20 protein-coding genes are annotated in these 26,371 nt (G+C 57.2%); 12 read left to right on the forward strand and 8 right to left on the reverse strand.

All coding sequences use genetic code 11. The features are described 5' to 3' along the window. Nucleotides 1–14 precede the first annotated feature (14 nt). Entirely contained in the window at nt 15–287 is a 273-nt protein-coding gene (locus RDK48_RS03850; RefSeq protein ID WP_298997646.1) for a hypothetical protein, read from the forward strand. Between the two features lie 118 nt (nt 288–405). Here the strand turns inward: RDK48_RS03850 and cydB are convergent, their stop codons facing one another. Together cydB and RDK48_RS03860 are read right to left on the reverse strand one after the other, a co-directional pair. Further along, the gene (cydB, locus tag RDK48_RS03855) at nt 406–1,431 is read right to left on the reverse strand and encodes a cytochrome d ubiquinol oxidase subunit II (RefSeq protein ID WP_298997643.1); all 1,026 of its coding nucleotides are present in this window, start codon (nt 1,429–1,431) and stop codon (nt 406–408) included. A gap of 2 nt (nt 1,432–1,433) precedes the next feature. Then, the gene (locus RDK48_RS03860) at nt 1,434–2,750 is read right to left on the reverse strand and encodes a cytochrome ubiquinol oxidase subunit I (protein ID WP_298997640.1); all 1,317 of its coding nucleotides are present in this window, start codon (nt 2,748–2,750) and stop codon (nt 1,434–1,436) included. A 310-nt stretch (nt 2,751–3,060) separates the two neighbouring features. Between RDK48_RS03860 and htpG the strand changes: the two genes are divergently transcribed. Continuing rightward, entirely contained in the window at nt 3,061–5,037 is a 1,977-nt protein-coding gene (htpG, locus tag RDK48_RS03865; RefSeq protein ID WP_298997637.1) for a molecular chaperone HtpG, read from the forward strand. Between the two features lie 107 nt (nt 5,038–5,144). On the opposite strand, the gene RDK48_RS03870 is transcribed toward htpG, so the two are convergent. The 3 genes from RDK48_RS03870 to RDK48_RS03880 form a co-directional block, all read right to left on the reverse strand. Beyond that, a complete protein-coding gene (locus RDK48_RS03870) occupies nt 5,145–5,855 on the reverse strand; it encodes a flagellar motor protein MotB (RefSeq protein ID WP_298997635.1) in 711 nt (236 codons plus the stop codon). A gap of 169 nt (nt 5,856–6,024) precedes the next feature. Continuing rightward, entirely contained in the window at nt 6,025–6,873 is an 849-nt protein-coding gene (gene motA, locus RDK48_RS03875; RefSeq protein WP_192113086.1) for a flagellar motor stator protein MotA, read from the reverse strand. 277 nt (nt 6,874–7,150) lie between these two features. Further along, nucleotides 7,151–9,193, reverse strand: a complete 2,043-nt coding sequence (locus tag RDK48_RS03880) for an AsmA family protein (protein ID WP_298997632.1) — start codon at nt 9,191–9,193, stop codon at nt 7,151–7,153. A 283-nt stretch (nt 9,194–9,476) separates the two neighbouring features. Here RDK48_RS03880 and RDK48_RS03885 point away from each other — a divergent pair, with 283 nt between their 5' ends. Next, nucleotides 9,477–11,111 (forward strand): cobyric acid synthase, encoded by a 1,635-nt coding sequence (locus RDK48_RS03885; protein ID WP_298997630.1) that lies wholly within the window; start codon nt 9,477–9,479, stop codon nt 11,109–11,111. Nucleotides 11,112–11,120: 9 nt separating this feature from the next. On the opposite strand, the gene RDK48_RS03890 is transcribed toward RDK48_RS03885, so the two are convergent. Beyond that, entirely contained in the window at nt 11,121–12,056 is a 936-nt protein-coding gene (locus RDK48_RS03890) for a DMT family transporter (RefSeq protein ID WP_298997627.1), read from the reverse strand. Nucleotides 12,057–12,226: 170 nt separating this feature from the next. Here RDK48_RS03890 and RDK48_RS03895 point away from each other — a divergent pair, with 170 nt between their 5' ends. From RDK48_RS03895 to RDK48_RS03935, 9 genes are all read left to right on the forward strand, one after another. Further along, nucleotides 12,227–15,058 (forward strand): response regulator, encoded by a 2,832-nt coding sequence (locus tag RDK48_RS03895; RefSeq protein WP_298997623.1) that lies wholly within the window; start codon nt 12,227–12,229, stop codon nt 15,056–15,058. Continuing rightward, entirely contained in the window at nt 15,055–15,879 is an 825-nt protein-coding gene (locus tag RDK48_RS03900) for a glycosyltransferase (RefSeq protein ID WP_298997620.1), read from the forward strand. Before RDK48_RS03895 ends, RDK48_RS03900 begins: the two co-directional genes overlap by 4 nt. A gap of 244 nt (nt 15,880–16,123) precedes the next feature. Next, nucleotides 16,124–16,591, forward strand: coding sequence for a chemotaxis protein CheW (locus RDK48_RS03905; protein ID WP_298997992.1), 468 nt, complete (start codon nt 16,124–16,126; stop codon nt 16,589–16,591). A gap of 157 nt (nt 16,592–16,748) precedes the next feature. Further along, on the forward strand, nt 16,749–17,888 hold the full coding sequence (locus RDK48_RS03910; protein ID WP_240823211.1) for a DegT/DnrJ/EryC1/StrS aminotransferase family protein: 1,140 nt from the start codon (nt 16,749–16,751) through the stop codon (nt 17,886–17,888). Between the two features lie 27 nt (nt 17,889–17,915). Then, nucleotides 17,916–18,452 carry a GtrA family protein gene (locus tag RDK48_RS03915; protein ID WP_298997615.1) on the forward strand — a complete coding sequence of 179 codons (537 nt, stop codon included), beginning with the start codon at nt 17,916–17,918 and terminating at the stop codon, nt 18,450–18,452. Beyond that, nucleotides 18,449–19,423, forward strand: coding sequence for a glycosyltransferase (locus tag RDK48_RS03920; protein ID WP_298997612.1), 975 nt, complete (start codon nt 18,449–18,451; stop codon nt 19,421–19,423). The genes RDK48_RS03915 and RDK48_RS03920 overlap by 4 nt, the downstream gene beginning before the upstream one ends. Nucleotides 19,424–19,597: 174 nt before the next feature. Next, nucleotides 19,598–21,238, forward strand: a complete 1,641-nt coding sequence (locus RDK48_RS03925; protein WP_298997608.1) for an L-lactate permease — start codon at nt 19,598–19,600, stop codon at nt 21,236–21,238. 205 nt (nt 21,239–21,443) lie between these two features. Continuing rightward, nucleotides 21,444–23,258 (forward strand): KUP/HAK/KT family potassium transporter, encoded by a 1,815-nt coding sequence (locus tag RDK48_RS03930; protein WP_298997605.1) that lies wholly within the window; start codon nt 21,444–21,446, stop codon nt 23,256–23,258. 42 nt (nt 23,259–23,300) lie between these two features. Then, on the forward strand, nt 23,301–23,576 hold the full coding sequence (locus tag RDK48_RS03935; RefSeq protein WP_298997602.1) for a hypothetical protein: 276 nt from the start codon (nt 23,301–23,303) through the stop codon (nt 23,574–23,576). 271 nt (nt 23,577–23,847) lie between these two features. Here the strand turns inward: RDK48_RS03935 and lepA are convergent, their stop codons facing one another. Together lepA and RDK48_RS03945 are read right to left on the reverse strand one after the other, a co-directional pair. After that, complete coding sequence (gene lepA, locus RDK48_RS03940; protein WP_298997599.1) at nt 23,848–25,653, reverse strand: translation elongation factor 4; 1,806 nt, start codon at nt 25,651–25,653, stop codon at nt 23,848–23,850. A 289-nt stretch (nt 25,654–25,942) separates the two neighbouring features. Next, complete coding sequence (locus tag RDK48_RS03945; RefSeq protein WP_298997597.1) at nt 25,943–26,344, reverse strand: F0F1 ATP synthase subunit epsilon; 402 nt, start codon at nt 26,342–26,344, stop codon at nt 25,943–25,945. Between the last annotated feature and the right edge of the window lie 27 nt (nt 26,345–26,371).

Genomic DNA, 26,371 nt, shown 5'->3' on the forward strand with positions numbered 1-26,371 from the left:
AATTTGGGGCAAAGATGAAGGATGAATTTAGGCAATGGCTTGTTAGCAATGGATATAGTGTTATAACTCCTAGTGGTAATTTGAGCACAGTTTATGACTATGCAAATCGTATTGATAAGGTTTGCCAATGGGAAAATATGACATGGTTAGCTCTTGCTGCGAAGATTGAGCCAGTTGTTAAAGAATATAGCGCCGGAGGAGTAAAATCTGAGAGGGGGAATAAGTCACATCGGGCAGTAATAAATGCACTGCTTCGATTTGAAAAATTCCTTTCAGCAGGGCGGTGATTATCTCGCTCAGTAGTGGGAACGGATTGATTATAAAGAAAGTGTTTGTGACAGGTATCGACAAAAAGTCCCGAGCTGTAGACCAGCACGGGACTTTTTTAATCATTTGTGGACAAGGCTAGTAGGCGTGTTCGTCCTTGATGTCTTCATTGGTCACAGGGGCAGAGAACAGCCTGTACATCCAGAACTGGTACGCAAGCACGATGGGCACCATAACCAGGGCCACCCCCAGCATGATCTTGAGCGTCAGCTGGCTGGAAGCGCCGTTAAAGGCCGTAACCGTGGCGGCAGGATCAATGGAAGATATGATCATGCCGGGGAACATGCCCGCCACGCCAAAGAATGTAACGCCAAGAATGAATACGGCGCTGCACCCCCAGGCCAGCCACAGCTTGCCCGCACCCAGCATGATGCGCGCACCCACAAGGCCCGCCAGCGCCAGCAAGGGCAGAACAAACAGAACAGGCATGGCCAAGAAGTTTGCATACAGCTTGGTGTACATGGCGGTGAGAACCAGAAAGACCACCAGCAGCAACAGCATGACAGGCCACAGGAATGTAGCCGATGCCACAGCTCGGGTTTGCAGGCTGCCTGTGCTCTTGATGGCCAGCCACAGGGAGCCGTGCAGCAGGAACATGCACAAAAAGAACACGCCGCCCGCAAGACCGTAAATGCTCAGCAAGGCAAGCAGATTGCCGTGGTAAACGCCCTTGGCGTCAATGGGAATGCCCATGAACAGGTTGGCGAAAGCCACGCCCAGAAGCACGCAGGGGATCAGGTTGGCAAGAAAGTGCACACCGTCCCACAGGGCGCGCCAGCTGTCATGTTCCACCTTGTTGCGGAACTCGAAGGAAACAGCCCGGAAAATAAGGGCGAACAGCAGCAGAAGCAGCGGAGCGTACAGCGCGCTGAACATAACCGCATAGGCCTTGGGGAAAGCCGCAAAGGTCACGCCGCCAGCGGAAATAAGCCACACTTCGTTGCCGTCCCAGAAGGGCCCGGCAGCATTGTACATGATGCGGCGCTCAGACTCGTTTTTGCCCAAAAAGGGCAGCAACGCGCCAAGGCCCAGATCAAAACCGTCCAGAATAAAGTACACGGCCCACAACAATGCCCACAGCACAAACCAGATGGTTTCCAACATGGCTATACCTCCTGGGCGTCAGGGCCCTTGATGGCGTATTTACGCAGCAAGTAAATGTCCAGAAGGCCAAGCAGGGAATACACCACTATGAAGGCACCCAGCGAAATGGCGACATTCTCGGCTGGAACTGGCGAAACCGCGTCGGAAGTGCGCATGAGACCATAAACAATCCAGGGCTGGCGGCCAATTTCGGCCACTGCCCAACCCAGCATGATGGCAACGTAGGGCAGGGGGATGTTCCACACCAGCGCCTTGAGCAGCAGGGGGCAGGGTTCGTCCTTTTTACGCTGCAAAAAAGCGCCCACGGCCAGCAGCACAAACAGGCCTGCCATGGCGATCATGCCGCGAAAGCTCAGGAAGGTAGGCATGACCGGGGGGCGGTCCTCCTTGGCAAAGTCCTTGAGGCCCTTCACTTCGGCGTTGGTGTCGCCGTAGGCGATCCAGCTCAGCAGACCGGGAATGCCAATGGCCTGAACCTTGTTTCCTTCATTGGCCTCGTCAGGCCATGCCAGCAGATAGAAGGGCACGTTGCGCCCGGTTTCCCAGTGGGATTCCAGCGCGGCCAGCTTGGCAGGCTGCACCTGGGCCACAGTCTTGCCCTGCTGGTCGCCCGAAAGGCCCAGCAGCAAAACAAGAATCAGGGTGAAAGGCGCGGCCATCTTGAAGGAGGCCCTGAAAAAGTCCACCTGGCTCTTGCGCAGCAAATGCCAGGCCGAAACGCCCAGCACAAAAAAGCCGCCCAGCGCCCAAGATGCAAGCACCGTATGCGCATACATGCCCCAGGCGTAGCCATTGGTCACCACCTGCCAGAAGTTGGCAAGCTCTGCACGGCCAACTGTCTCATTGATGGTATAGCCCACCGGGTGCTGCATAAAGCCGTTGGCAAGAATGATCCACAGGGCGGAAAGGTTGCCCGCAAATGCCACAATGTAAATGGCGGCAAGATGCATTTTTTTGCTAACGCGGTTCCAGCCGAAGTGCCACACTGCAAGGAACGTGGATTCCAGAAAAAAAGCCACCGTGGCTTCAATAGCCAGCAGGGAGCCGAAAATATCGCCCACGTATTCCGAGTAGCGGGACCAGTTGGTGCCGAACTGGAACTCAAGCGTGATGCCCGTCACCACGCCAAGGGTAAAGTTGATGAGAAAAAGTTTTCCCCAAAATTTGGCTTGTTTTTTCCAGAATTCGTCACCGGTACGCACATAGCGGGTTTCCATCCAGGCGAGAATGACGGAAAGACCGAGCGTAAGCGGTACGAATATGAAATGGAAAAAAACGGCCACAGCGAATTGCAAACGCGAAAGCATTACAACGTCCATGTAGGCCCTCCTTGAATATCCTTCTGGCGAGATAGCTTTTTTCCCATCAAATGGCAAGTAGTTACGAATATCATTTTGCCCGTATGATTATGAATCCTGCGGGCTTGATGTTTTATCCCCCTTTTATATGAAATATTGAATTGGAATGTCCGTGCGTGCCTGCCAGCCTGTTTTACAGGGTGCCGGACGCGTGACTTTTCCAGCGTTGCCACCTGCCACGCGGAAAAATGCCGTAAAATTTGGCAAATCCCCCTTGAAATTTCAGCGGGGGATATTATTTTCAACTATATCTTTTTTCAGGAGGTTTGTCATGGCAGAGGCTGGTAAGAATTCCCGCCAATTCCGCGCTGAGGTGCGCAAAGTCCTGCATATCCTCACCAATTCGCTTTATACAAATCGCGAAATTTTTTTGAGGGAACTTGTTTCCAACGCCTCGGACGCGTTGGATAAATTGCGCTATCGCATGAACAGGGGCGAAAGCCCTCGTCTTGCTGATATTCCCCTTGAAATCAGCATCAGCCTGGACAAGGACTCCAAGGTTTTGACCATTGCAGATACAGGCGTTGGCATGACCGCAGATGAACTGGCTGAAAACCTTGGCACTATTGCCAGATCCGGCTCAGAGCAGTTTTTGGCCGATGTTGCGGCTGAAAATGCAGCCAACGGCAGCGACGCGGCAAAGCCTGAAGGCGGGGAGGAGGGCGAGACCTCAGGTCCTGCGGATGCCGCCAATATTATCGGCCGGTTTGGCGTGGGCTTTTATTCCGTCTTTATGGTGGCCAGCAAGGTGGAAGTTACTTCGCGTCCGGCTTTTGGCGATGATGCCGAAGCCAGCGTGTGGGTCAGCGACGGGCTTGGCACCTTTACCGTTGAACCCGCAACCGGGGATGAACCAGCGCGCGGTACGGTTATCAAGGCATGGCTCAAGGACGATGCCGCCGAATTTGCAGAAAAGTTCCGCGTTGAGTCGGTTATCCGCAAGCATTCGGCCTTTGTTCCCTTCCCTGTCCTCGTGGACGGAGAGCGGGTCAACACCCAGCCTGCGCTGTGGCGCGAGCCAAAGTTTTCGGTCACCAAGGAACAGTACGATTCCTTTTACAAAGCCCTGACCTATGACGCCAAGGAGCCGCTGGACACCCTGCATCTTTCTGTGGATGCGCCTGTGCAGTTTAATGCCCTCCTGTTCACGCCCGATTCGGCGCAGGATTTTTTTGGTGCCGACCGCGAATTCTGGGGGCTTGATCTCTATGCCCGACGCGTGCTCATCCAGCACCGCAACAAAGAGCTGGTGCCTGAATATCTGGCCTTCCTCAAAGGCGTGGTCGATACGGAAGACCTGCCCCTGAACATCTCGCGCGAGACGCTTCAGGAAAACGTGGTGCTACGCAAGATCAATCAGGTGCTGGTCAAACAGACCTTGGGCCATCTTGAAAAGCTGGCCAAGGACGATGCGGAAAAATACAGCCGCTTCTGGAAGCTGCACGGCAAGGTTTTCAAGCTGGGTTACCACGACTACGCCAACCGCGAGCGTATCAGCGCCTTGCTGCGCTTCAATTCTTCGTCCCTCACTGATGCGGAGGCGCTCACCAGCCTTGATGAATACATGGCCCGCGCTCCCGAAGGGCAAAAGACCATCTGGTATGTGGCTGCGCCCAACCGAGAGGCCGCCCGGCTCAATCCGCACATGGAGCGTTTCCGCCGCAAGGGCATTGAAGTGCTGTGGCTGTACGAGCCTGTGGACGAATTTGTCATGGACGGCCTTGCCAAGTACAAGGATTGGGAATTCAAGTCAGTGGAAACAGCGGCGGACGATGCCCTGAAAGACTTTGCCGACAAGGAGCAGCCGGAACACGAAGCCGCAGCGCCGCTTTCTGACGATGATTCGGCAAGCTTTGACGCCCTGCTTGGCAAGATGAAGGAAATCCTGGGCGACAAAGTGACGGACGTGCGTGTTTCTCACCGTCTGGCAGACAGCCCCGCAGTGCTGGTTTCGCCCGATGGCGGCCTGTCGTCCTCCATGGAAAAGCTGCTCAAGGTCATGCAGAAGGATGATTCCATCCCTGTGAAGGTGCTGGAGGTCAACCGCGATCATCCGCTGCTGCGCAGCATGTTGCGTATGTTCAAGGCAGACGCGGACGACAAAATATTGGCCGACATGACTGGCTGCCTGTTTGACGCCAGCCTGCTGCTGGACGGCTACCTCAAGGATCCTCAGGCATTGGCCGCCCGCACGGGCAAGCTGCTTGAAGAAGCAGCCGCCTGGTATACGGAAGTGCGTAAGATATAGCGCTGAACGGGAGGCCGCAAAGGCATTCCTGGCAGTGAATAGAAAAACGGCCCTTGTGAGTTTTCACAGGGGTCGTTTTTGTTGCAATTTGCTGGCAGAAAGGCGGGCTAGTACACCACGCTGTACGACATGACCTCTGGCCGATGGAAGAAAAATTCCACACGCCGGTTCATGGCGCGGCTCTGTTCGTCAATGCCCGGCTTGAGGGGGCGCGTATCGCCGTAGCTCACAGCGCGCATACGCGTGGGTTTGATGCCCTTTTCGGCAAGAAAATGCACCATGGCCGATGCGCGCGCGCCGGAAAGCTCCCACGCGGAGGCAAATGGCGGTCTGGCCTCGGTGGAGTCCGCGTGTCCGCGCACCACAAGGTACAGGTTGTATTCGTTCATGAGCTTCAGCACCGCTTCCAGCACCTTGGTGCCTTCGGGCAGCAGGTCAACGCTGCCGGGGCGGAACATAACGTCCGAATTGACGCGCAACTGCACACCCACATCATCCGCGCTGATGCCCGAGGAATTTTGCGGCACGGCATCTGCCATGAGCATCTGCTTGATTTTTTGCGCGATGGCGTAGTGCGACTTTTCAACCTCGTTGATTTTGAGGTCGCGCGCATCGATTTTATCCGTGTTCTGGATGAACGGATTGTTTGATATGGGGGATGTGGAGCTGGAGTCGAAATTGCGCTCGCCGCTGAAGTACGCGGCTAGACCCGCCTTGGTGTCGGGCGGCACCATGCTGAGGATCCACAACAGAAGGAAGAAGGCCATCATGGCCGTAACAAAGTCGGCATACGCCACTTTCCATGCGCCGCCGCCCATAGGCTTTCTCCTTCGTAGTAATCTGCGCCGGGCCTTACGCTTTTGCTGACGGCATAAAAATCAGCCGTCCGCGCCCTTGATGTACAAACCATAGCAGGTTTTTACAGAAGGGCAAAATATCTGCGCCCGCACTCCCCGATTAGGGGGCAGCCAGCCCGTTTTCCCCGGCTTAGCCGCTCTTGAGCCGTTCTTCCATTTCGGCAAAAGAAGGCCGGAAGGGGTAGGGTATGGCCCTGCGCCCGTATTCCACGGCGATCAGCGGAGTTGATCCGCGAATGGCGGCAGCCACGGCTTCCTTGATGGCATTAAAATAAAAATGTTCTTCGGCCACGTAGTTTTCAAGTTTTGCGCCCATGGGGCCAAAAAGGCCATAGCAGGCAAGAATACCAAAAAACGTGCCGACAAGTGCTGCCGCGATGTAGTGGCCAAGAACTTCCGGCGGTTCATTGATCTTACCCATGGCCAAAACAACGCCCAGAACGCAGGCCACAATACCCATGCCCGGCAGTGATTCGGCCATGTGCGACACGGCGTGGGCGGGCAAAATACCTTCTTCGCGCATGGTTTCGATATCCACGTCCATGAGGCTATCAATATCTGCGGGGTCGCCAGTGGTCAGGTACACGCGTAGCGTGTCGCCCACAAAGTTCACCAGTACGGTATCTTTGGAAATATTGGGATATTTGCTGAAAATCGGGCTGGATTCGGGTTTTTCAACGTCGCTTTCAATACTGATCACGCCCTCGCGGTGCATTTTGGAAAAGAGTGCATACAGCAGGGCAAGAGTCTCAAGGTAGTGGTTTTTGCTGGAACCAGGGTCGGCAAACAGATGTTTGAGGCTTTTGACAACCAGGCCAAAGGTGTACTTGGTCTGCGAACCAAAAAAAGCCCCAAGGCCGCAACCCAAAATAATGATGAACTCGGCGGGCTGAAAAAGAACGCCCCAGTCGCCGTGGGCCATGGTGTAGCCCGTGCCGACTGAAGCCGCAACAATGACCAGTCCTATAAGTAAGTACATACTGCCGCCTGTTCGCTCTATGCCTTACCGGGCAAGGAAACCCCGTAAAGCTCGTGTATTGCCTGGCTGGCGGAATTTTGACCACTCCGCTCACCAATCGCGCCTTTACAGCGCGTTCAGGCCTTCTTTAATGCTTAACGCCCGTGATGCTAATAGCTTTAGCCCATGACGCCGAAAAGGCAAGCCCCGGACAAAATACCCTTACCCGTGAACCGGAGCTGTTTGCCTTGCCGTTTGGCCCTGGCAAGTATTTTTGTCAGGGCCGCAGCCATGTCTGTTAACGGCCCAGGATACCGCGAACCAGCCCTTCCGCGCCCTTTGCCGCGCCCTTGGTGGTGCTTCCAGCTTCCTTACCCGTTTTCAGCAATGTGCCCGGCAGATTTTTTGCCATATCAAGGGCAAAACGCGGGTCAACACCATACGAAATGTCACTCAAAGGCCCCTTGGCCGTCACAGGAATTGTCAGCCCCATGGTTTTGATGTCCAGAGCCGCGTCCATGTACTGTTTGGGCAGGCTGATGCGCGCCTTGCCCGCAGCGTTGAGAGTGGCGGAGGTGACAGTGATGGGACTTGCGTTGATTTCGCCATCGCGGGCGGTAAAGGGCGCACGGGCCAGATCAAAGCGGTCGGGCAGCGCCCCCCCCTTGCCGGTGAGCGAGGGGATGTTCTTGGAAAGCTCCGCCATGGCCGGAACATGCAGGCGGCGTATTTCAAGCAGCCCGCGCCCACCAAGACTTTGGCGAATATCATTGGCGTCCGCGCACCTCATAGTCACATCCGCATCCAGCGAGGCCTGCCCGTCGGCCAGCCGTCCCTTTCCAAGGGCAACCAGCAGCGGGCCAAGCTCCACATCGGCGGCCTGCGCCTTGAGAGTGCAAGTTTCAGTTGCCATATCCATGTTGCCGGTGGACTTGATAAGCCCGCCGCTGCCAAGGCTGGCGGTTAAGGAGGTCAGGGCATAGCGTCCTTTTTCTCCCTTGATGGCCAGCGCAATGTCTTTTACCTGCAATCCGCTCTTGGTAATGCCAGCCACTTTGGCGCGGATGTCCAGCCCCGGCATGCGCCGTGCCGCTTCCGCATCCGGCTTGGCGCGCTTGCCGCTGGCTGCTGCGCCGTCGTGCCCAGCAGGCTTGGTTTCCGCCGCATTTTTGCCGGATTCTGCCTGGGGCATGTAGGGGTCAAGATTGAGCATGCCGGTCTGCACGTCAGCAGTCACAAGCATGGGGGCGCTTTCGGGCAGGTCAAGGCGCAAACCGCCGCGCAGGGAAAGATCGTCAAGTTGGAGAAGCATCTGGCTGAGGTTCAGGGCATTGGCGGCATAGCGCACCATTGTTCTGAAGCGAAGATCGTCCTTGGCAGAGGGAGTCGCCAGTTTGTGGCCTGCCAGCGCGGCAAGTTTGTGGGGCGAACCTTCCATCTCAAGCGCGCCGTTGAACGCCAGAGGAGCCAATCCGCCTTCGCCGGATGCGCTCACCCGGGCCTGGGGCGTATTGAGCAAGGCCTTGCTCAACTGGAGGTGCAGATCGCTCAGCCGCAACGAGCCTTCACAGGTGAACTGCAAGGGCCCGGCTTCCTTGGGCAGCGCTCCGGTGAGCGGTGTGACAGTCAGCGCAGTCTGCCGGAAAAGCAGCTGAGGCGGCGCGTAGCGCAGGCGGGAAGAAAATGCCAGCGTACCCGAGATGTTGTTTGCGCCAGATTTGGCGGCGGGGGCAGCAGGCTCGGCGGCGCTGTCGCCAAAAATAAAGGCAAAGTCGCACTGCACCACTGCTTCTTGCCCGGTGCGCAGATTTTCTACAGAAAAGTTTACATCATCAATGCGCAGTGTTTTACCATTTGCGCTTGTGTAGGTCGCAACACCTTGACGCAGTACAAGGCGTTTCAGCTCAATGGGAAGGGCTGGCGGGGTCGCAGCGGCGGGCTTGGTTTCAACGGCGGTTTTTTCCGCGTCCGGCTTGGCAGCGGCAACGGCCTTGCCTTCGCGGACTTCAATCACGGGGCTGTTCAGCCGTACTTCACGCACGACAACATTGCCCGTAAGCAGGGGGCTCAGCTCCAGTTGGGCCATGCCGCTTTTGACGGAGATGACCACGCCCTGCCCATCGCTGGCGCTGCCCCAGTGCGCCTGTCCAAAATTGACACCGGGGGGGAAAAAGGAAATTCCGGGCGGGCTGTCAAACGTTAAAGGCTGCCCAGTGGCTTTGGCCGTGGCATCGGCTATCTGCCGCACCACAAATCCAGCGTCTACCCTGCTGAGCAGAACAGCCGCCGCCACTGCCAGAACCGTGGCGCCACCCAGAATCCATAAAAATACACGCTTCATTGAAACTCCGCAGGTATTTGCGGCCATGGCGGCCGCGTAAACCGCCGTGCCCCTTCAGGGCTGCGGCGGGTATTTGTATGACCACCATTTCTTTTATACGAAAAGCTGGCAAGCAGTGCAAGGCGAAGAACGCGCAGCGCAACAGGTCAGCTTTGCACTTTAGCGGACAGCCCGGGCGCATCGGTTGCGGTAGCTTCCCTCAATCCATATATTGCCGGAAAGATATTATAAAAGACACAGCACTGAACGGGCATTGCCGCAGGTGCAGGGAGGATTACCGCACATGGCGGCCAGACCGGTTCACATGGCGCAATCGGGGCCGGGGCGCTCTTTGCCCCCGGCTCTCATGATTCAGGGAACATGCTCAAACGCGGGCAAAAGCCTGATTACGGCGGCTGTATGCCGTCTGTTGGCGCGCAGGGGGCTGCGGGTTGCGCCCTTCAAGGCGCAGAACATGGCGCTCAATTCCTTTGTAACCAGCGACGGCAAGGAAATGGGCCGTGCTCAGGTCTTGCAGGCTGCCGCCTGCGGCCTCGCGCCAGACGTGCGCATGAACCCGGTGCTGCTTAAGCCCACGTCCAACGTTGGCTCTCAGGTTATTGTACTGGGCGAAGCCGTGGGGCACATGCGCGTGGGCGAGTATCTCGCCTATAAGCCGGAAGCCTGGAAGGCTGTGCGCCGTGCCTACCGCAGCCTGGCCGCAGATATGGACGTGATGGTGCTTGAAGGGGCGGGCAGCCCGGCTGAGATCAACCTCAAGGCGCATGATATTGTAAACATGCGCATGGCCCGTTATGCCGGGGCGCATGTGGCCCTGGTGGCGGATATTGACCGTGGCGGGGCCTTTGCGGCTCTGGCGGGCACCATGGCCCTGCTCACCCGCGCCGAAAGGGTGCGGATAGGGGGCTTTATTCTCAATAAGTTTCGGGGTGATGCCAGCCTGCTGGATCCCGCCCTGGCCATGCTCCAGAAACGCACGGGCAAGCCCTTTTGGGGGGTGGTGCCCATGCTGGAAAACCTGCGCCTGCCCGAAGAGGACTCCGTAAGCTTCAAGGAAGGCCTGACCCCTGGCCTGCACATGGGGCAAACCTCTGGTGGCCCCGGCTTGCTGGATATCGTGGTGCCTGATCTGCCGCATTTGAGTAATGCCACGGATCTTGACGCCCTGCGGGACGAACCGGGGGTGCAGTTGCGTATTGTACGCCATGCCGATCAGTGGGGCGCGCCGCATGTGGTCATTCTGCCGGGCAGCCGCAATACCGTGGGTGATCTGCATTTTTTGCGGCGCACCGGGCTGGCCGGGCTGGTTCAGGAATTTGCCCGTCAGTGCATGGCGCGCGGCACTGGCGCACTGGTGGGCATTTGCGGGGGATTGCAGATGCTTGGAGTTGAAATAGCCGACCCTCTGCTGATTGAAGAAGGCGGATGCGAGCCGGGGCTTGGCCTGCTGCCCCTCCGCACAAGGCTGCTGGCAGCCAAGCGCCTGTGCCGCGCCGCTGGATGGGCGGATGCCTGTGTGACCGGGGCAGAACGTCAGGCCGTGGCAGGCTATGAAATCCATCACGGCGAGACCTCCTCCTTGCACGGAGATTTGTCGGATATAGCTGGCGAACCAGCTGCGGGCGCTGTCGCGTCTGCCGTCATGCGGGTTGTGATGACCGACTCCGGGGGGAGCGCCCTGGGCTGGGGGCGGTGCGATGCCCAGGGGAGCGCCCGCGTGTGGGGCAGTTATCTGCACGGCCTTTTTGACGAGGACGCCTTTCGCCATGCATTTTTGCGCCGCCTGCGGCATGAGGCGGGTTTGCCGTCAGCGCCGGAAACAGCCTACAGCCTCGGCCCCGAGCTGGACAGGCTGGCCGATGCTGTGGAAGCAGCGTTGGACATGCCAGCCATACTCAACGTGCTGCAACTGGCTTGAGCAGAAAAATCATGCTGTCGGTTTTTGGGCCAGGGCGTTGCGGCTTATTCCTCGCCATTGGCTCAGCAGCACGCCAAGCACGATAAGCAAGGCCCCGCCATATTGCGCGGGCGGGAGTTTCTCGCCCAGCAGGGCGACGCCGAAGAGCAGGGCAAAAACAGGTATGAGATTGGTGTAGGCGGCGGCGCGCCCAGCAGAAAGGCGCTTAACGCCAAAATTGTACAGGCCGTATCCTGCAAAGGTCACAATGCCGCCCAGATAGAACACGCAGGCCCAGGGAACCCAGGTGGGAAAATCTCTGCCAAGGCTGATAAGCGTGTCTGATTCCGGCACCACAAGAGCCAGCAGACAAAAAAAGATCATGCCTACAAAGGCCTGAACCGCGGTGATGCACAGGGCGCTGTATACGGTTGAAAGGTGGCGGGCCAGCACGGTATATCCGGCGGCACAGCACATGGCGATACCCTCAAGGATGTTGCCCAGCAGGGGATTGGCGGCTTTTTCGTCCGGAACCGCGGCAAGGGTGAGCCACGTGACGCCGCAAACTGCCAGCAAAAAACCCAACCACATGCGCAGGCCCGCGTGTTCGCGCAGGGCTACAAAGGCTACTGCCGCCACCAGCAGGGGCAGCAGGGATGTTATCATGCCAGCCTGCGAGGCCGTGGTCAGGCGCAGCGCGTTGGTTTCAAACAGAAAAAAGAGGCAGGGTTCGCACAGGGCCATGAGCGCCAGCGTCCCCAGATTGCCGTGTTCCTTGAGTTCGCGCCAGAGGCGCGGCCACAGGGGCAAAAAAACAATGCAGGCCACAAGCATGCGCCCGGCCATGGTTTGCAGGGGGGTCAAGGCGGTCAGGGCGATGCGCAGCACTACAAAGGTGGAGCCCCAAAAGGCCATGGCTGTCAGCAAGGCCGCGTGGGGCAATAAATTCCGGGCGGTGGGGGACATAAGGGTTTTCAGTTTCTCCAGAATGGTCGCGGATGATTTTTGCGGCAGCCTATGGTAAGAATGCCAATACTTCAAGGTATGAGGCCATCCGCCAGTCGCGCGGGGGTGCCTGCCTGTCCGGGTTCAAGCTTGACGAAAGGCACTGTCCGTTGCCTGCGGGAGCAAGAAGCATGAGCATCAGAACCATCATCAAAACTTCCAACCTCGCGCAGTTGCTGCTTCTTCTTCTGCTTGGGCTTTGCCTGGTGTCTCTGGGGCGTGGCCTGAATGAGGGCCGCAGGGTACTCGAAAACTACTACAAGCTTGATTCCCTCCTGGTGGATGTGGAAACCAATACCCGCCAGAGTTACGAAGAAGCCCATGCCTTTATTTTTACAGGCAATCCAGAGCGTTACGCCAAGTGGCAGATGCTGAATCAGGATCGCGTCCACGAGATGCAGGACGCCGTCGGGCACGAGGGAACCTTTGAACATATTGCCCGCAATCTCAATGTGACGGGAGGTCTGCAAGGGCAGGTTCAGGCGCTTCTTGCCCAGCGCAGGCACCTCGACAGTCTGCTTGATACCGCCATGAACATGGCTGTGGGCAATAGCGGGCCGCCTCTGTGGGACAGGGACGGGCTTGACCTGAAAGGCGCGCAGAGCTGGGTAGACAGGGTCAATCTGGACAGTGAAGCGCAGCAGGTTCTTTTCAGCGCGCTGGCCCTGCGCGAAGTGCAGTACCGCAGCTTTCTGGAACAGGTGAGCAAACAGGAGTCTCCGCTTGTCCAGATGGTCTGGGCCATGTTTTTTGCCTTGCTGGCCTTAGGGGCCAGCGCGGTTGCCAATATTTATATCTTCCAGAAGAGGGTCGCCAAGCCGCTGGGCGAGGTCAGCCAGTATGCGGAAGGCGTGGCGGCGGGCGAGGATCCCGAGCCCTTGAAGCTCAAGTACCGCGATGAACTGGCCGTCATGTTCGCCTCCCTGCAACGCATGAAGGGAACGCTGTTCTCCCGTATCCGCGAACTGAAAGAGGCCGAAAGGCGTGCTCGCAAAAGCAAGCAGCAGGCCGTGCTTGCCCGTGCGCAGGCCCTGTCGTCACTGGAACTCGCCCAAAGGGCCTCACACGTGCAGGAAGATTTTTTACGCCGCATGAGCCACGAAATCCGCACGCCCCTCAATGCCATCATCGGCATGAGCTATCTTAGCCTGCAAGCGGGCCTCAGTGGCGTGCAGCGCGACTATCTATCCCAGATCAACAAATCGGGCAGCCTGCTGCTGGACATGGTCAACAGGATTCTTGATTTTTCAAGCGCCAACGAGGGCTTGCTGCGCCGCGAAAACCGGGCATTTCAGGTGCCCCGCCTGCTGGAGCTGTTGCGGCAGAGCGTGGCGGGCAGCGCCCTTGAAAAACAGTTGGAGCTGATTTTTACACTTGATCCGGCTGTGCCGGTGGTTGTGGAAGGTGATGAACGGCATCTGGAAGAAGTGTTGCGCATCCTGCTGGACAATGCGGTCAAATATACCCGCACGGGCTCCGTAGAGTGCAGTGTGCAGCTTGCTCACGGCGGCCTGGAAGATGGCGGATGCCGTCTGCTTTTTGTGGTGGCCGACAGCGGCCCCGGCATGGATGCTGTTCTTAAGGACAAGCTTTTTGAACCCTTTGCCCTGGGCGACGAGTCGTTGACCCGTTCAAACAGTGGCCTTGGCCTCGGGCTTGCGCTGGCGCGGCAGCTGGTCAACCTCATGGGCGGCGAGCTTTCTGTGGCAAGCGCACCCGGCAAGGGGAGCCGCTTTTTCTTTGAATTGTCCTTCGGCTGGGTGCAACAGGGCGAAGCCATTACGGAGACCACCTCGGCTCAGGAAGAAGCCGCCGCTGTTGTGGACAGTGCCCTTGGCGTTGCAACCCCGTCGCACCGTACTGTACTTGTGGTGGAGGATAACGATATCAACGCCCAGATCGCCAGCGAGCTGCTGACCCAGGCCGGGCTTGCCGTGCGTGTGGCCTCCAACGGTCTTGCGGCGGTTAAAGAGGTTCGCGACGGCGGCGTTGACCTTGTGCTCATGGATGTGCAGATGCCCGTAATGGACGGGCTTCAAGCCACCATGCGCATCCGCGCGCTGGGTTTTTCACCTGCGGATCTGCCCATTCTTGCCATGACTGCCCACGCTGATGCCGCTTCCCGTCTGGAAGGCAAGAACGTGGGCATGAACGATTATCTCACCAAGCCGGTTGATCCTGCCGCCCTGTATGCCGCCCTTGAAACATGGCTTCCGGGCGGATTGCAGTCCAATCCGCTGACCGCAGATGTTGGCCCGGATGATTTTTCTGCCGCAGCAGCCGCGGAAAGCCGTGTTCAGGAGGGTGAGGAACGGCTTTCGCTGGACGTTATGCGCGATCCGGCCCAAGCCTCTTCAGTGCCGGAGGGGCAGGCGGTCAATGTGGAGGCTGGCCTTGCAACCGTAGGCGGCAACCGCGAATTGTACCGTGAACTGCTGCTGCGTTTTGTGGATCACTACGGCGAGAGCGCCAGGGAGCTGCGCGGGCTGCTTGCCTGCGGCGATCTGCGTGGCGCGGCCCGTCTGGCGCATACGGTAAAGGGCGTTGCCGCCAACCTTGGCGTGGAGCGGGTATGCCGCCTTACGCGGCACATGGAAAACTCTTTGCCCCTTATTCCGCCGAGTGAAGAACTGATGGATGAGTTTGAAGCGTGCATGAACGAGGTGCTGCTGCGCGTACGCTGTCTAGAAGGCGATGGGAGCGTGGCCACAGCAGGCACCATGCATCTGGAAGGCGAGCACCGGGACAACCTGCTGGCTCTGCTTGCCGAACTGCCCGAACTGATGGAAACGGACTGGGGCAATGCGGAAAGCGCTATTGAACGGTTTATGCCTCTTGTGAACGGCACCCCCTATGCAGAAGATCTGACCGCCATTCTTGCCTCGGTAAAAGACTTTGACAATGCGGCCCTACAGGGGCAGGCGGCAGCCCTGCAACGGCGTCTGCGCGGAGAAAGCCTGTGAAGACCGTTTTTTGCCTTGACGACAAGATCAAGTATCTGACCCTGCTCAAGGTGGCGGTGCGGTCATTGCGCGCAGTGCAGGGCAAGGACGCCCCCTGCCTCTGCGTCTACGCCGGAAATGATGCGGCCTTGCTGGCAGAACTTGCTGCGGAAAATATTCCTGTTGCGCGCTATACGCCGCGTCTTGATCCAAGCGGTTTCACACCCTTGGGGCAGGCCTGCGCCGGATGCTTTCTCAAACTTGAGCTTGCTCTTGTGCCCGAGCTTGCCCAGGACGACCGTGTACTTTACTGCGATACGGATGTGCTTTTTTATCGCCCTCTGGACGAACTTTTTGCGCAACATCCCGCCTACGTGGGCATGGCAAGGGAATACACAGCTCCATTTTATCACCAGCACCAGCAGCTTTTTTATGAATACAGGGGCGAACGGTATACCGTTCCCATGCCTTTTCCCATCTGGACATATTCCAGCGGAGTGGCGCTGTTCAATCTTGAGCGGCTGCGCAAGCGCGACCTGATAGGACACTTCATGGCTTTTTGCCGGGAAAATGAATCGCGTATCGGCAACCTTGATCAGTCGTTGGTGAATTATTTTTTTGGCAAGCGCATTACGCGGCTGGATGATTGCTGGAACAGCCCCCCCTATAGAGAGGAATGCAGGGATGAAGCGCGGATCGTGCATTTTCACGGCCCCAAGCCCTGGGCATATAAACAAACCAACCTGCCTGACCTATGCATCAATCACTATGACTACATGCGGGGAATCTGGATGGAATACCTGAATCCCCAGGAACGCGCGCTGGTGGAAAGCTGGGCGTAACCCGGCCCGAAAGTATTGTTTTTGTCATCCACTCTGAAGTATTCTCCGCTCTGTCCGATAAGGTTGAAACCGGGGCCTGAACGCTCCAGTTAGCGGGGTCGATCCCGGCGCAGATTGCAGCGGATTGCATATGACGGATTGCCGCAAAAGCGGCGATTCATGGGCGGAAAACGCCCGCTTATACCATGGAGGCCATCCCATGACGGATACAATGGACGCGGCGCAGGCGACTAGGCAGGACGTGCTGCAAGGTTCCGAGCAGGAACATGAGGGCGATCTGCTTCAACTGGTGACGTTCCGCATTGGCGAAGAAGAGTTCGGGGTGGACATCCTTTCCGTTCAGGAAATCATCCGTCTCATGCAGATCACCATGGTACCCCATGCCGCAGCCTTTATTGAAGGCGTCATCAATCTGCGCGGCAAGGTTATTCCGGTCGTCAACATGCGCACGCGCTTCAGCATGCCCGCCCTGGAGCACGATGGCAATACGCGCATTGTTGTGATGGAATTTAACCAGAAGATAGTGGGTTTTCTGGTGGACGGCGTATCCGAAGTGCTGCGCATTCCCGCCTCCACAGTGGAGCCCGCGCCACCGGTGGTTTGCGGTATCGGCTCCGAGTATATCCGGGGCGTGGGCAAGCTTGAAGACCGCCTGCTCATTCTGCTTGACCTCGACACGTTATTGAGCGACATGAACGCCGATGCGGGTTAGCATGGCGGCCAGGCGCGCACTACTGATTCCGTGCGGACGGCGGACTTTTTAAAGCCCGGCGTCCTGCGGTATTTTGAGTGAACGACGCGCAGCCTGAAGCCTTCGCCAGCCGGAGCGGCACAGCCGCTACGGTTATGCCGCCGCAGCAGGAGGCCTTATGTCCATGCGTCTTTCCCGCTCCATTGTGGGTGAAGCTGAAGCCCGCGCCGTAAGCCGTGTTATTACTGAAGACGGCTACCTCGGCATGGGCAACGAAGTGCGTCTTTTTGAAGAAGAAGTCGCCCGCTACCTCGGCGTCAAGCCCAGTCAGGTTATTTCCGTAAATACAGGTACTGCGGCCCTGCATCTGGCTGTGGATGCCGTTGCCGCCCAGTGCCGCGTAGACGGCAAGCCGGAAGTTCTGGTTCCTTCCCTTACCTTTGTGGCGTCTTTTCAGGCCATTACCGCCGCAGGCTGCCAGCCTGTGGCCTGCGATGTGCTGCCCGAAACAGGCACCATTGACCTTGCCGATGCCGAACGCCGCCTGACCCCCCGCACCATTGCCATCATGCCCGTGCACTATGCCAGCAATCCCTGGCATATTGACGCCATATACGATTTTGCCCGTGCAAAGGGCTTGCGCGTGGTGGAAGACGCCGCTCACGCCTTTGGCTGCAAAAGCAAGGGACGCATGATCGGCAGTTTTGGCGACATGGTCTGCTTCAGCTTTGACGGCATCAAAAATATTACCTGCGGTGAAGGCGGTTGCCTGGTGGCCTTTGATGAGGCCGCCGGAAATCTGGCTTCTGACGCCCGGCTGCTTTCTGTAGCCAACGATGCAAAACAGCGTTTTGCCGGGGCGCGCTCGTGGGATCCCGATGTGACCCGTCAGGGCTGGCGCTATCACATGAGCAATATCATGGCCGCCATCGGGCGGGTGCAGCTTGGGCGGCTTGAATCGGAATTTATTCCCGCACGCCGCATGCTTACAGCCATTTATGAACAGCGCCTCGCAAATGTGGAGGGCCTTGCCCTGCTGGCCACTGACCCGCAGGACTTTGTGGTGCGCCATATCATGCCCGTGCGTGTTCTGGGTGGCCGCAAAGATGCCGTTAAGGAATTTATGGCGGCACGCGATATCCCCACCGGCGTACATTACAAACCAAACCACCTGCTTAGCTGCTTTGGCGGGGGCGCGGAATCGCTGCCCGTGACGGAACAGCTCTATGGCGAACTTGTGACCCTGCCCCTGCACCCCGGCCTCAGCGCCGAAGATGTGGAGAGCGTGTGCGACGCGCTTGTTGCCGCACTCAAGTAGCGCTCGCCAGTGCGCTGGAGATTTGCCGTGGTTAGCGGCTGGCAGGCTGTGCCAGGCTTCAGATGGCTGGCGGATCTGGTGCGCGGGCTTTTGGCCCGGCGCTGGGTGCGCTTTGGCATTGTGGGCGGCGCGGCTTCCGTAAGCTACTTTCTGCTGGGGTTGTTGTTCGTCAATGTGGCAGGTTTGCCCACGCTGGCGGGCAACGCCCTGGCCTATGCGCTCAGTTTTATTGTTTCCTATCTTGGGCAATGCCTGTGGACGTTCCGCGCCGCAGATTCCGCCGCAGGCATTGCCAGCCATCGCACCATGCTGCCGCGCTTTGCGGCTACCCAGGCTGTGGGCCTGTGCTGCAATTCGGCCATTGTCTGGCTGCTGGTGCGGCTTGGCGTTCCTTATGCTTGGGCCATGCCCGTTGCTGTTCTGACCGTGCCTGTCATGGTTTATGCGCTGTGCAAGGTCTGGGTATTCAGAACTCAGGCTTCATTCGCTCCCGCCGGGGCAGAGCAAAGCCCGGCGCAACAGACATCCACACCCCCCACCGCGCGCAATGAGGATAAAGCATGAACGCCCCCGCAGTTTCGGTCATCATGAATTGCCTGAACAGTTCCCGCGATCTGCGCGAAGCCATGGACAGCCTCATGGCCCAGACATTCACGGATTTTGAGGTTGTTTTCTGGGACAACTGCTCAACGGACGAAAGCCCCGCCATTGCCAAAAGCTATGGCGAAAAGTTGCGCTACTTCCGGGGAGAGAGCATTGTGCCTCTGGGCGAGGGGCGCAATCTGGCCCTGGCGCAGGCCCGTGGGCGGTATCTGGCCTTTCTTGACTGCGATGACGTGTGGCGGCCTACCAAGCTGGAGCGCCAGGTGGCTCTGTTTGAAGGCAATCCGCGTGTGGGCCTGGTGTGCACGGATACGGAAATTTTTGACGGCAAGCGTGTGTTCAAGAGGCTTTTTGCCGAAACGTCCCCTGCGCGGGGTATGGCCTTTGCCGCATTGATGGAACGCCAGTGGATTTCCATGTCGTCTGCCATGGTCAGCCGTGAGGCACTGGCAAGCCTTTCGTCTGACAAAACTCCGTCGGGCGAAGGCCGCAACGGTGGGTGGTTTGACCAGAGCCTCAACGTGTGCGAGGAGGCCGATGTTTTTTACCGCATCGCTCACGATTGGGAGCTGGACTATGTGGATGAGCCTCTGACCCTTTGGCGGGTGCATGGGGGCAACACGACCTTTCGTAAATTTGGCCAGTTTGCTGATGAAACTTTGCGAATTCTTGAGAAACACCGGGTGTTGTACCCTGGCTATGATCAGGAATATTCAGGCCTTGTCACAATGATGACCCGCAGGGCATGCTTTCAGAAAGCTGTGGCCCTGTGGCGCGAAGGGCACAACGCCGCCGCCCGGGAGGCCATAAAACCCTGGCGCAACAGCGGGCGCAAATTCAGGCTTTTCTGGTGGGCAAGCTATCTGCCAGGAATTTTTTTTGACGTGGCCGCTCGCCTGTATTTCGCGCTGCCAGCCAATTTGCGACAATAGCAGTAAGTTTTGTCTCGACTTGGATAGGGAAACATATTGTATTTTTTGCTGAAAGATTATATTCGCACTCAAAGGTCTTAGTGGGGGGAAAGAGGTAGCATTTCTGGGTCGCACGGAAGGGACTCACTTTGCTCAGGCCCCCCTTGCAACACATAACAGTTGAGGGTCTGTTATATGGCTTGGACACAAGTGTATGATCCGTTTGGCGGAGCAGTAGTTTCCGCCCTGCTGGCAGGTATCCCCCTGATCAGCCTTTTTTACATGTTGGCCGTGCGCCGTGCTAAGGGGCATTACGCTGCGGCTCTTGCTGTGGCACTTTCTTTCGTTCTGGCGGTTGCCGTGTGGGGCATGCCGTTCGGAACAGCGCTGGGCGCATTGAGCTACGGCGCGGCCTTTGGCCTCTTCCCCATCATCTGGATCGTTATTACGGCGGTCTGGGTGTACAACATGACTGTGGAATCGGGCGAATTCGAATACATCAAAGAATCGCTCGCGCGTCTGACAGACGACCGCCGTTTGCAGGCCATCTTTATCGCCTTTGCCTTTGGTTCCTTCATTGAAGGTACCGCCGGCTTCGGCACCCCTGTGGCAATCACCGCCGCCATGCTGGTGGGCTTGGGCTTCCGCCCCCTGTACGCCGCTGGTATCTGTCTGATTGCCAACACCGCGCCCGTGGCCTTTGGCGCCATTGGTATCCCGATCATCGTTGGCGCCCAGGTCTCCGGCATTCCTGAAATGCACGTGAGCCAGATCGTGGGCCGTCAGCTGCCCTTCCTGTCCGTGCTGGTGCCCCTGTGGCTCTGCGTGGTCATGTGCGGCTTCAAGCGCGCCATGGAAGTGCTGCCCGCCATCATCGTGGCCGGCGTGAGCTTTGCTGGTTCGCAGTTCCTCTTCTCCAACTACCACGGCGCTACGCTGCCCGATATCATGTCGGCTCTTATCACCATCATCGCGATGGTGCTGTTGCTGCGCGTGTGGAAGCCCAAGACCGTGTGGCGTTTTGAAGGCGAAAAGGAAACCGTGCTGAGCGGTGCTGCCCCTTCAACGGGTGTGGTGTTGCGTGCGTGGCTGCCTTACATCGTTCTGGCCGTCATGGTGTTCTTGTGGGGCCTGCCCCAGTTCAAGAACCTGCTGAACGCCGTGCCCGGTTCGGTGCTCAAGTTCTCCTGGCCCGCTCTTGACGGCATGGTGCACAAGGCTGCCCCCATTCTGGCCGCTGGCAAGGATCCCAACTACCCCGCAGTGTTCGTGTTCAACTGGCTCTCCGCCGGTGGTACGGCCATCCTGCTGGCTGGTTTCTTCTCCGTGCCTTTCATGCCTGGTTATTCGTTCGGCAAGGCTGTTAACTGCCTGTTCCGTACCATTCACCAGCTGCGCTTCCCCATTGCGACCATCGCCATGATCCTGGGCCTGGCTTATCTCATGAACTTCTCCGGCATGAGCTCCACCCTGGGTATTGCCTTTACCTTGACTGGCCCGCTGTTCCCGCTCTTCTCGCCCCTTCTGGGCTGGCTGGGCGTGTTCCTGACCGGTTCGGACACTTCTTCAAACGCGTTGTTCTGCGGTATGCAGCGCTCCACGGCTGAAGTGGTGGGCATGGATCCGGCCCTGGCCGTTTCCGCCAACTCTTCAGGCGGTGTTACCGGTAAGATGATTTCGCCCCAGTCCATCAGTGTGGCAACTGCTGCCACCAATCTGGTTGGTCATGAAGGCGACCTCTTCCGGTTTACGCTTGGGCACAGCTTGGCCATGACGGGCTTTATCTGCGTGCTCACCTACCTGCAGTCCAACGTGCTGCATTGGATGCTGCCGTAAACTTGGTTTTCCTTCCGTAATATGGCGCCGCCCCGCAAGGGGCGGCGTTTTTGCGTTTATGGGAAGGGGTGAGCCGCTGCAAAGGCAGAACACAGCAGCACCCCCCATCAGAGAACCAGCAAACCCTTATGGGCCGCGCGTTCCAAGCTGTCTTGCCAGTCGCGCTTGTCTGCTTTATGGTGCGCTGCAATGCTTGGAGGAGTACATGGATTCGCAGCAGATTACGTTTTCTTCAACCGTCAAATCGCTGGGCCTTGTGTTTGGCGATATCGGCACGAGCCCTATATATACGCTGGCCGTCATATTCATGCTGACCGAGCGCACAGAAGACCATTTTATCGGCATTCTTTCGCTGATTATCTGGACTTTGCTGCTGCTTGTGACAGTGGGATATGCGTGGCTGGCCATGAGCCTGAGCAAGGGCGGCGAGGGCGGTACCATTGTGCTGCTTTCCATCCTGCGGCCCTTGCTGCGCTCTGGCAGAAAAATAGGCTTTGCTTCGATTATGGCCTTTGTGGGCGTTTCACTGCTCATTGGCGATGGGGTCATTACCCCGGCCATTTCAATTCTTTCAGCCGTGGAAGGTCTGACCCTTGTGCCAGGCTTTGAGGAAACCCCCAAGGTTGCGATTATTGCCGTTGCGCTGGTATTTACAACGGTGCTGTTTGCCGTACAGAAAAAGGGTAGCGGCGCGGTATCTGGCGTGTTTGGCCCGATTATGGCGTTGTGGTTCGGTGTGCTGGCTGTTTCAGGCATAGCCTCCATTACGCAGGCGCCTCAGGTGGTCAAGGCGCTGAACCCCATGTACGCCATTGATTTTATGGTGCACAACGGTATTGCGAGCTTCTTTGTGCTGTCTGAGGTTATTTTGTGCGCCACAGGCGGCGAGGCTCTCTATGCGGATATGGGGCACATGGGGCGTAAACCCATTATTGCGGCATGGGGCATTGTTTTTGTGGCTCTGGTGGCCAGCTATATGGGGCAGACCTCGTTTCTTATCCGCAATCCTGATGCCGGGAACGTGCTGTTTGAATTGATCAACAGTCAGGCCAGGCATCTGTATGTTCCATTCCTGATACTCAGCCTTATGGCCACGGTCATTGCCTCGCAGGCCCTCATAAGCGGTTTGTTTTCCATCATGTACCAGTGCATGGCAACTCACATTATGCCCTTGTTCAAGGTGGACTTTACCTCAAAAGAACTGCACTCGCAGATATATATCAATTCAGTAAACTGGGCTTTGTATGTGGCAGTGGTACTTGCCATCTGCGGTTTTGGCGAATCTCACAAACTTGCCGCCGCCTATGGTCTTGCCGTTACCGGCACCATGTCCATAACAGGCGTATTCATGGTATGGATTTTCCATTTGCAGGGGCGGCACTTCAATTCCGTCATTGCGGCCATGGTCTGTGTACTTGATTTCATCTACCTCTTTGCCAATTTTTATAAATTTCCGCACGGCGGGTACTGGTCCATCCTCATTTCCCTTATTCCGCTTACTGTGATCCTTATCTATACCCGTGGGCAGAGGGCTGCGTACCAACGCATGCGCCCTATGGGCAAGGAGCAGTTTCTGGAAAAATTTGCCGAAGAGCGGGCCAGAGGCTGCGCCATACGCGGTACAGCCATATTTTTTCTGCGCAGTCTGGACAAGGTTTCGCCCTACATAGTCAAGACCATGTTCAGCAATGGCATCATTTATGAGCAAAACATCATGCTTTGCATCGGGCGCACCAATGAGCCCATTGGCGTGACATGGCATTTTGATGAGGACCCCGCTGAGGGCATTCGTGTTTTTGAAGTGGCAGCAGGTTATATGGAGGTAGTTGATATCTACCACATATTGTCTGAGGCGGGCATCAAGCCGCGTGTCATTTTTTATGGTGTGGAAGACATCCTCACCAGCTCGCCCTTGTGGCGCATTTACGCCATCATCAAAAAACTGGCGCCGTCGTTCGTACAGTTTTACAAAATGCCGGTGCATGCCGTGCATGGGGTTATCAGTCGCATAGACATGTAGCCTGGGCGCAATGCCCGAGTATGAGCGCTAGGGAGGCCCGGCATGCAGAAAAATCCATTGGTTGGCAGCGGCTTGCTTACGTTGTGCCTGATGGCAGGTTGCCTGGCATGCGGATGCACCCCTCGTGAGCGGCCTCCCCTGACATTTGACGATCAGCAGGCCTTGGCGGCCAATCAGCAGTGTCGGGCAGAAGCCACACAGATGAACAATGAGTGGCGCGGTGACACTAGCTACTTCCCGTGGCGCGCCTATTACGACATGTGCATGAGGCGCTTTGAGATCAGTGATGCGGAAATGCGCAAGCTGCGCCTGCCGTAATTACGCCTGCCCCAAGCTAGCCATGCAAACACAGCAAGGCTTGAGTTGCTGCGCACGTCGACCAAAGTGGTGAGAAACGAAAAAGTGCGGCTCAGGTTTGCCCTGTGAGCCGCTTTTTTTTGATTTTTGATAGATGGATACGCGCTGGTTCAGTCGAGCTTTGGAGGGGCATTTGTGAAGCAGATTGGGCGTGATGACAGAGGGGCATGCTTCGATGCAAAAAAGAAGGGTGACTCGTTTGCAGTCACCCTTCTTTTTTGCATTTTCAAATCTATTCGTCGCCCACTTTGAGAGCAGCCAGAAACGCCTCCTGCGGCAACTCGACGTTGCCCATGCGCTTCATGCGCTTTTTGCCTTCCTTCTGCTTTTCAAGCAGCTTGCGCTTACGCGTAATGTCGCCGCCATAACACTTGGCTGTCACGTCCTTGCGGAAGGCTGAAACGGTTTCGCGGGCAATGATCTTCTGCCCGATGGCTGCCTGAATGGCCACCTGGAAAAGCTGGCGGGGAATGCTGCGTTTGAGCTTGAGCGCCAATCCGCGTCCGTAGGTATATGCGCGATCGCGGTGAACAATGACGGCAAGAGCGTCAACGGTTTCACCATTGAGCATGATATCGAGACGCACAAGGTCCGATTCGCGGTAGTCCAACGGATGGTAATCCATGGAGGCGTAACCGCGCGTGGCAGACTTGAGCCGGTCGAAAAAGTCGTAAACAATTTCTGCAAACGGCAACTCATAAGTGACAACCACGCGGTTGGTGGCCAGATAGTGCAGGTTTTTCTGCATGCCGCGCTTTTCTTCGCACAGCTTCATGACGTTGCCCACGTAATCGTTGGGCACGTGGATGTCCATGTTCACATACGGCTCATAAAGCGTGCGGATCTTGGTGGGGTCTGGCAGATGGCTGGGGTTGTCGATCTGCAAGGTTTTGCCATCGTTTGTGTCTACCTTGTAGACCACAGAAGGCGCGGTGGCGATGAGGCTGACCTCAAATTCGCGTTCCAGCCGTTCCTGAATGATCTCCATGTGCAGCAGGCCAAGAAAGCCGCAACGGAACCCAAAACCCAGCGCCTGGGATGTTTCCGGCTCAAAGGAAAAAGCAGCATCGTTGAGCTGAAGTTTTTCAAGGGCGGTTTTGAGGTTTTCGTACTCGTCTGATTCTGTGGGGTACAGACCGCAGAAAACCATGGGTTTTACTTCCGTAAAGCCGGGAACAGGTGTTGTGGCAGGGTTTTCCACCAGTGTGATGGTGTCGCCAACGCGCGCATCGCCAAGCTCCTTGATCGAGCCGCACATGAAACCCACCTCGCCAGCGTGAAGCTCGTTCACATCCGTGGCTTCGGGGGAGAACACGCCAAGGCGCAGCACTTCATATTCCTTGCCAGTGCTCATCAGGCGCACCATGTCGTTACGCTTGATGGCACCATCCATAATGCGGAACAGGATAACCACACCCTGATAGCTGTCGTACCACGAATCGAAGATAAGCGCTTTGAGAGGGCCCGCCACATCGCCCTTTGGCGCGGGGAGGCGGTGCACAATGGCTTCAAGAACAGCATCAACGCCCATGCCCGTTTTGGCGGAAACTGGCATGGCCTCGGAACAGTCAAGGCCGATGCTTTCTTCGATTTCGGCCTTCACGCGTTCAACTTCCGCGCTGGGCAGATCGATTTTATTAAGCACAGGCACGATTTCGTGGTTGTGATCCAGAGCCAGGTAGACGTTGGCAAGCGTTTGCGCTTCCACGCCCTGAGTGGCGTCAACAACCAGCAGCGCACCCTCGCAGGCAGCAAGCGAGCGCGAAACTTCATAATTGAAGTCCACATGCCCAGGTGTATCAATGAGGTTGAGTTCATACACCTGCCCGTTCTGCGCCGTGTAGGGGATGCGCACGGATTGGGCCTTGATGGTGATGCCCCGTTCCCGTTCCAGGTCCATTTTATCCAGATACTGCTGGCGCGCCTCCCGCTTGCTGACAACCTGGGTCAGCTCAAGAATACGGTCGGCCAAGGTGGATTTGCCATGGTCGATGTGGGCGATAATGCAAAAATTGCGGATATTTTCCTGGTTGGGCATGATCATGTCCTGAGAAACTGGATTGGTTGGCGGCGAATTTTCCGCGTTGAACCTGTATTAATATCCAAGATTCGTGCGGAAGTCTATTTTTGCAAGGCGAGAATTCTTGGCAGAATGCCGATTTCAGCCCGAGTCACTGTGGATTGTCAGGTCGGGCAGATGAAAATGCCGGAGCGGGGAGATTGAAGGCACAACAGACAGAACAGATGGACTTTTAGGAAAAAGCAAAGCCGCAGCAGCGCGGACGTTTCCACGCTGCTGCGGCCCAACAAATCTGAAAATTGGTAGCTCAGCGGAGCTGGGCCAGTTGCAAGCGCACAACTGCGCGTTGCAGAGCGGCTTCAGCGCGGACAATGTCCACCTTTTCGTCATGGCTGGTAATGCGCTTTTCAGCGCGTTCCTTGGCTGCCATGGCGCGAGCGGTGTCGATGCTGTCCGCCATCTCTGCCGATTCGGCCAGCACGGTGAGCACATCGTTGTTCACATCGGCGAAACCGCCGGAGATGAAAACGTGCCCATCTTTGCCGTCAGCGCGGTAGCGCAGGCCGCCGATCTTCAGGGCAGAAAGCAGGGAAACGTGCTTGGGCAGCACGCCGAATTCGCCCTCAATTCCTGGGCAGACGGCCATTTCCACTTCGCCGCTGACCACGGTTTTGTCCGGCGTAACCACTTCAAGTTGCAGCGTGCCCATAGGTACTCCTTCGCTCCTGATATACGC

Source organism: uncultured Desulfovibrio sp. (assembly GCF_902477725.1).
In the GTDB taxonomy this organism is placed as follows: Bacteria; Desulfobacterota; Desulfovibrionia; order Desulfovibrionales; family Desulfovibrionaceae; genus Desulfovibrio.

Excerpts from the sequence above, each read along its gene's own strand:
- RDK48_RS03850 (WP_298997646.1), top strand. The coding sequence starts at position 15 with ATGAAGGATGAATTTAGGCAATGGCTTGTTAGCAATGGATATAGTGTT.
- cydB (WP_298997643.1), bottom strand. The coding sequence starts at position 1,431 with ATGTTGGAAACCATCTGGTTTGTGCTGTGGGCATTGTTGTGGGCCGTG.
- RDK48_RS03860 (WP_298997640.1), bottom strand. The coding sequence starts at position 2,750 with ATGGACGTTGTAATGCTTTCGCGTTTGCAATTCGCTGTGGCCGTTTTT.
- htpG (WP_298997637.1), top strand. The coding sequence starts at position 3,061 with ATGGCAGAGGCTGGTAAGAATTCCCGCCAATTCCGCGCTGAGGTGCGC.
- RDK48_RS03870 (WP_298997635.1), bottom strand. The coding sequence starts at position 5,855 with ATGGGCGGCGGCGCATGGAAAGTGGCGTATGCCGACTTTGTTACGGCC.
- motA (WP_192113086.1), bottom strand. The coding sequence starts at position 6,873 with ATGTACTTACTTATAGGACTGGTCATTGTTGCGGCTTCAGTCGGCACG.
- RDK48_RS03880 (WP_298997632.1), bottom strand. The coding sequence starts at position 9,193 with ATGAAGCGTGTATTTTTATGGATTCTGGGTGGCGCCACGGTTCTGGCA.
- RDK48_RS03885 (WP_298997630.1), top strand. The coding sequence starts at position 9,477 with ATGGCGGCCAGACCGGTTCACATGGCGCAATCGGGGCCGGGGCGCTCT.
- RDK48_RS03890 (WP_298997627.1), bottom strand. The coding sequence starts at position 12,056 with ATGTCCCCCACCGCCCGGAATTTATTGCCCCACGCGGCCTTGCTGACA.
- RDK48_RS03895 (WP_298997623.1), top strand. The coding sequence starts at position 12,227 with ATGAGCATCAGAACCATCATCAAAACTTCCAACCTCGCGCAGTTGCTG.
- RDK48_RS03910 (WP_240823211.1), top strand. The coding sequence starts at position 16,749 with ATGTCCATGCGTCTTTCCCGCTCCATTGTGGGTGAAGCTGAAGCCCGC.
- RDK48_RS03920 (WP_298997612.1), top strand. The coding sequence starts at position 18,449 with ATGAACGCCCCCGCAGTTTCGGTCATCATGAATTGCCTGAACAGTTCC.
- RDK48_RS03925 (WP_298997608.1), top strand. The coding sequence starts at position 19,598 with ATGGCTTGGACACAAGTGTATGATCCGTTTGGCGGAGCAGTAGTTTCC.
- RDK48_RS03930 (WP_298997605.1), top strand. The coding sequence starts at position 21,444 with ATGGATTCGCAGCAGATTACGTTTTCTTCAACCGTCAAATCGCTGGGC.
- RDK48_RS03935 (WP_298997602.1), top strand. The coding sequence starts at position 23,301 with ATGCAGAAAAATCCATTGGTTGGCAGCGGCTTGCTTACGTTGTGCCTG.
- lepA (WP_298997599.1), bottom strand. The coding sequence starts at position 25,653 with ATGCCCAACCAGGAAAATATCCGCAATTTTTGCATTATCGCCCACATC.
- RDK48_RS03945 (WP_298997597.1), bottom strand. The coding sequence starts at position 26,344 with ATGGGCACGCTGCAACTTGAAGTGGTTACGCCGGACAAAACCGTGGTC.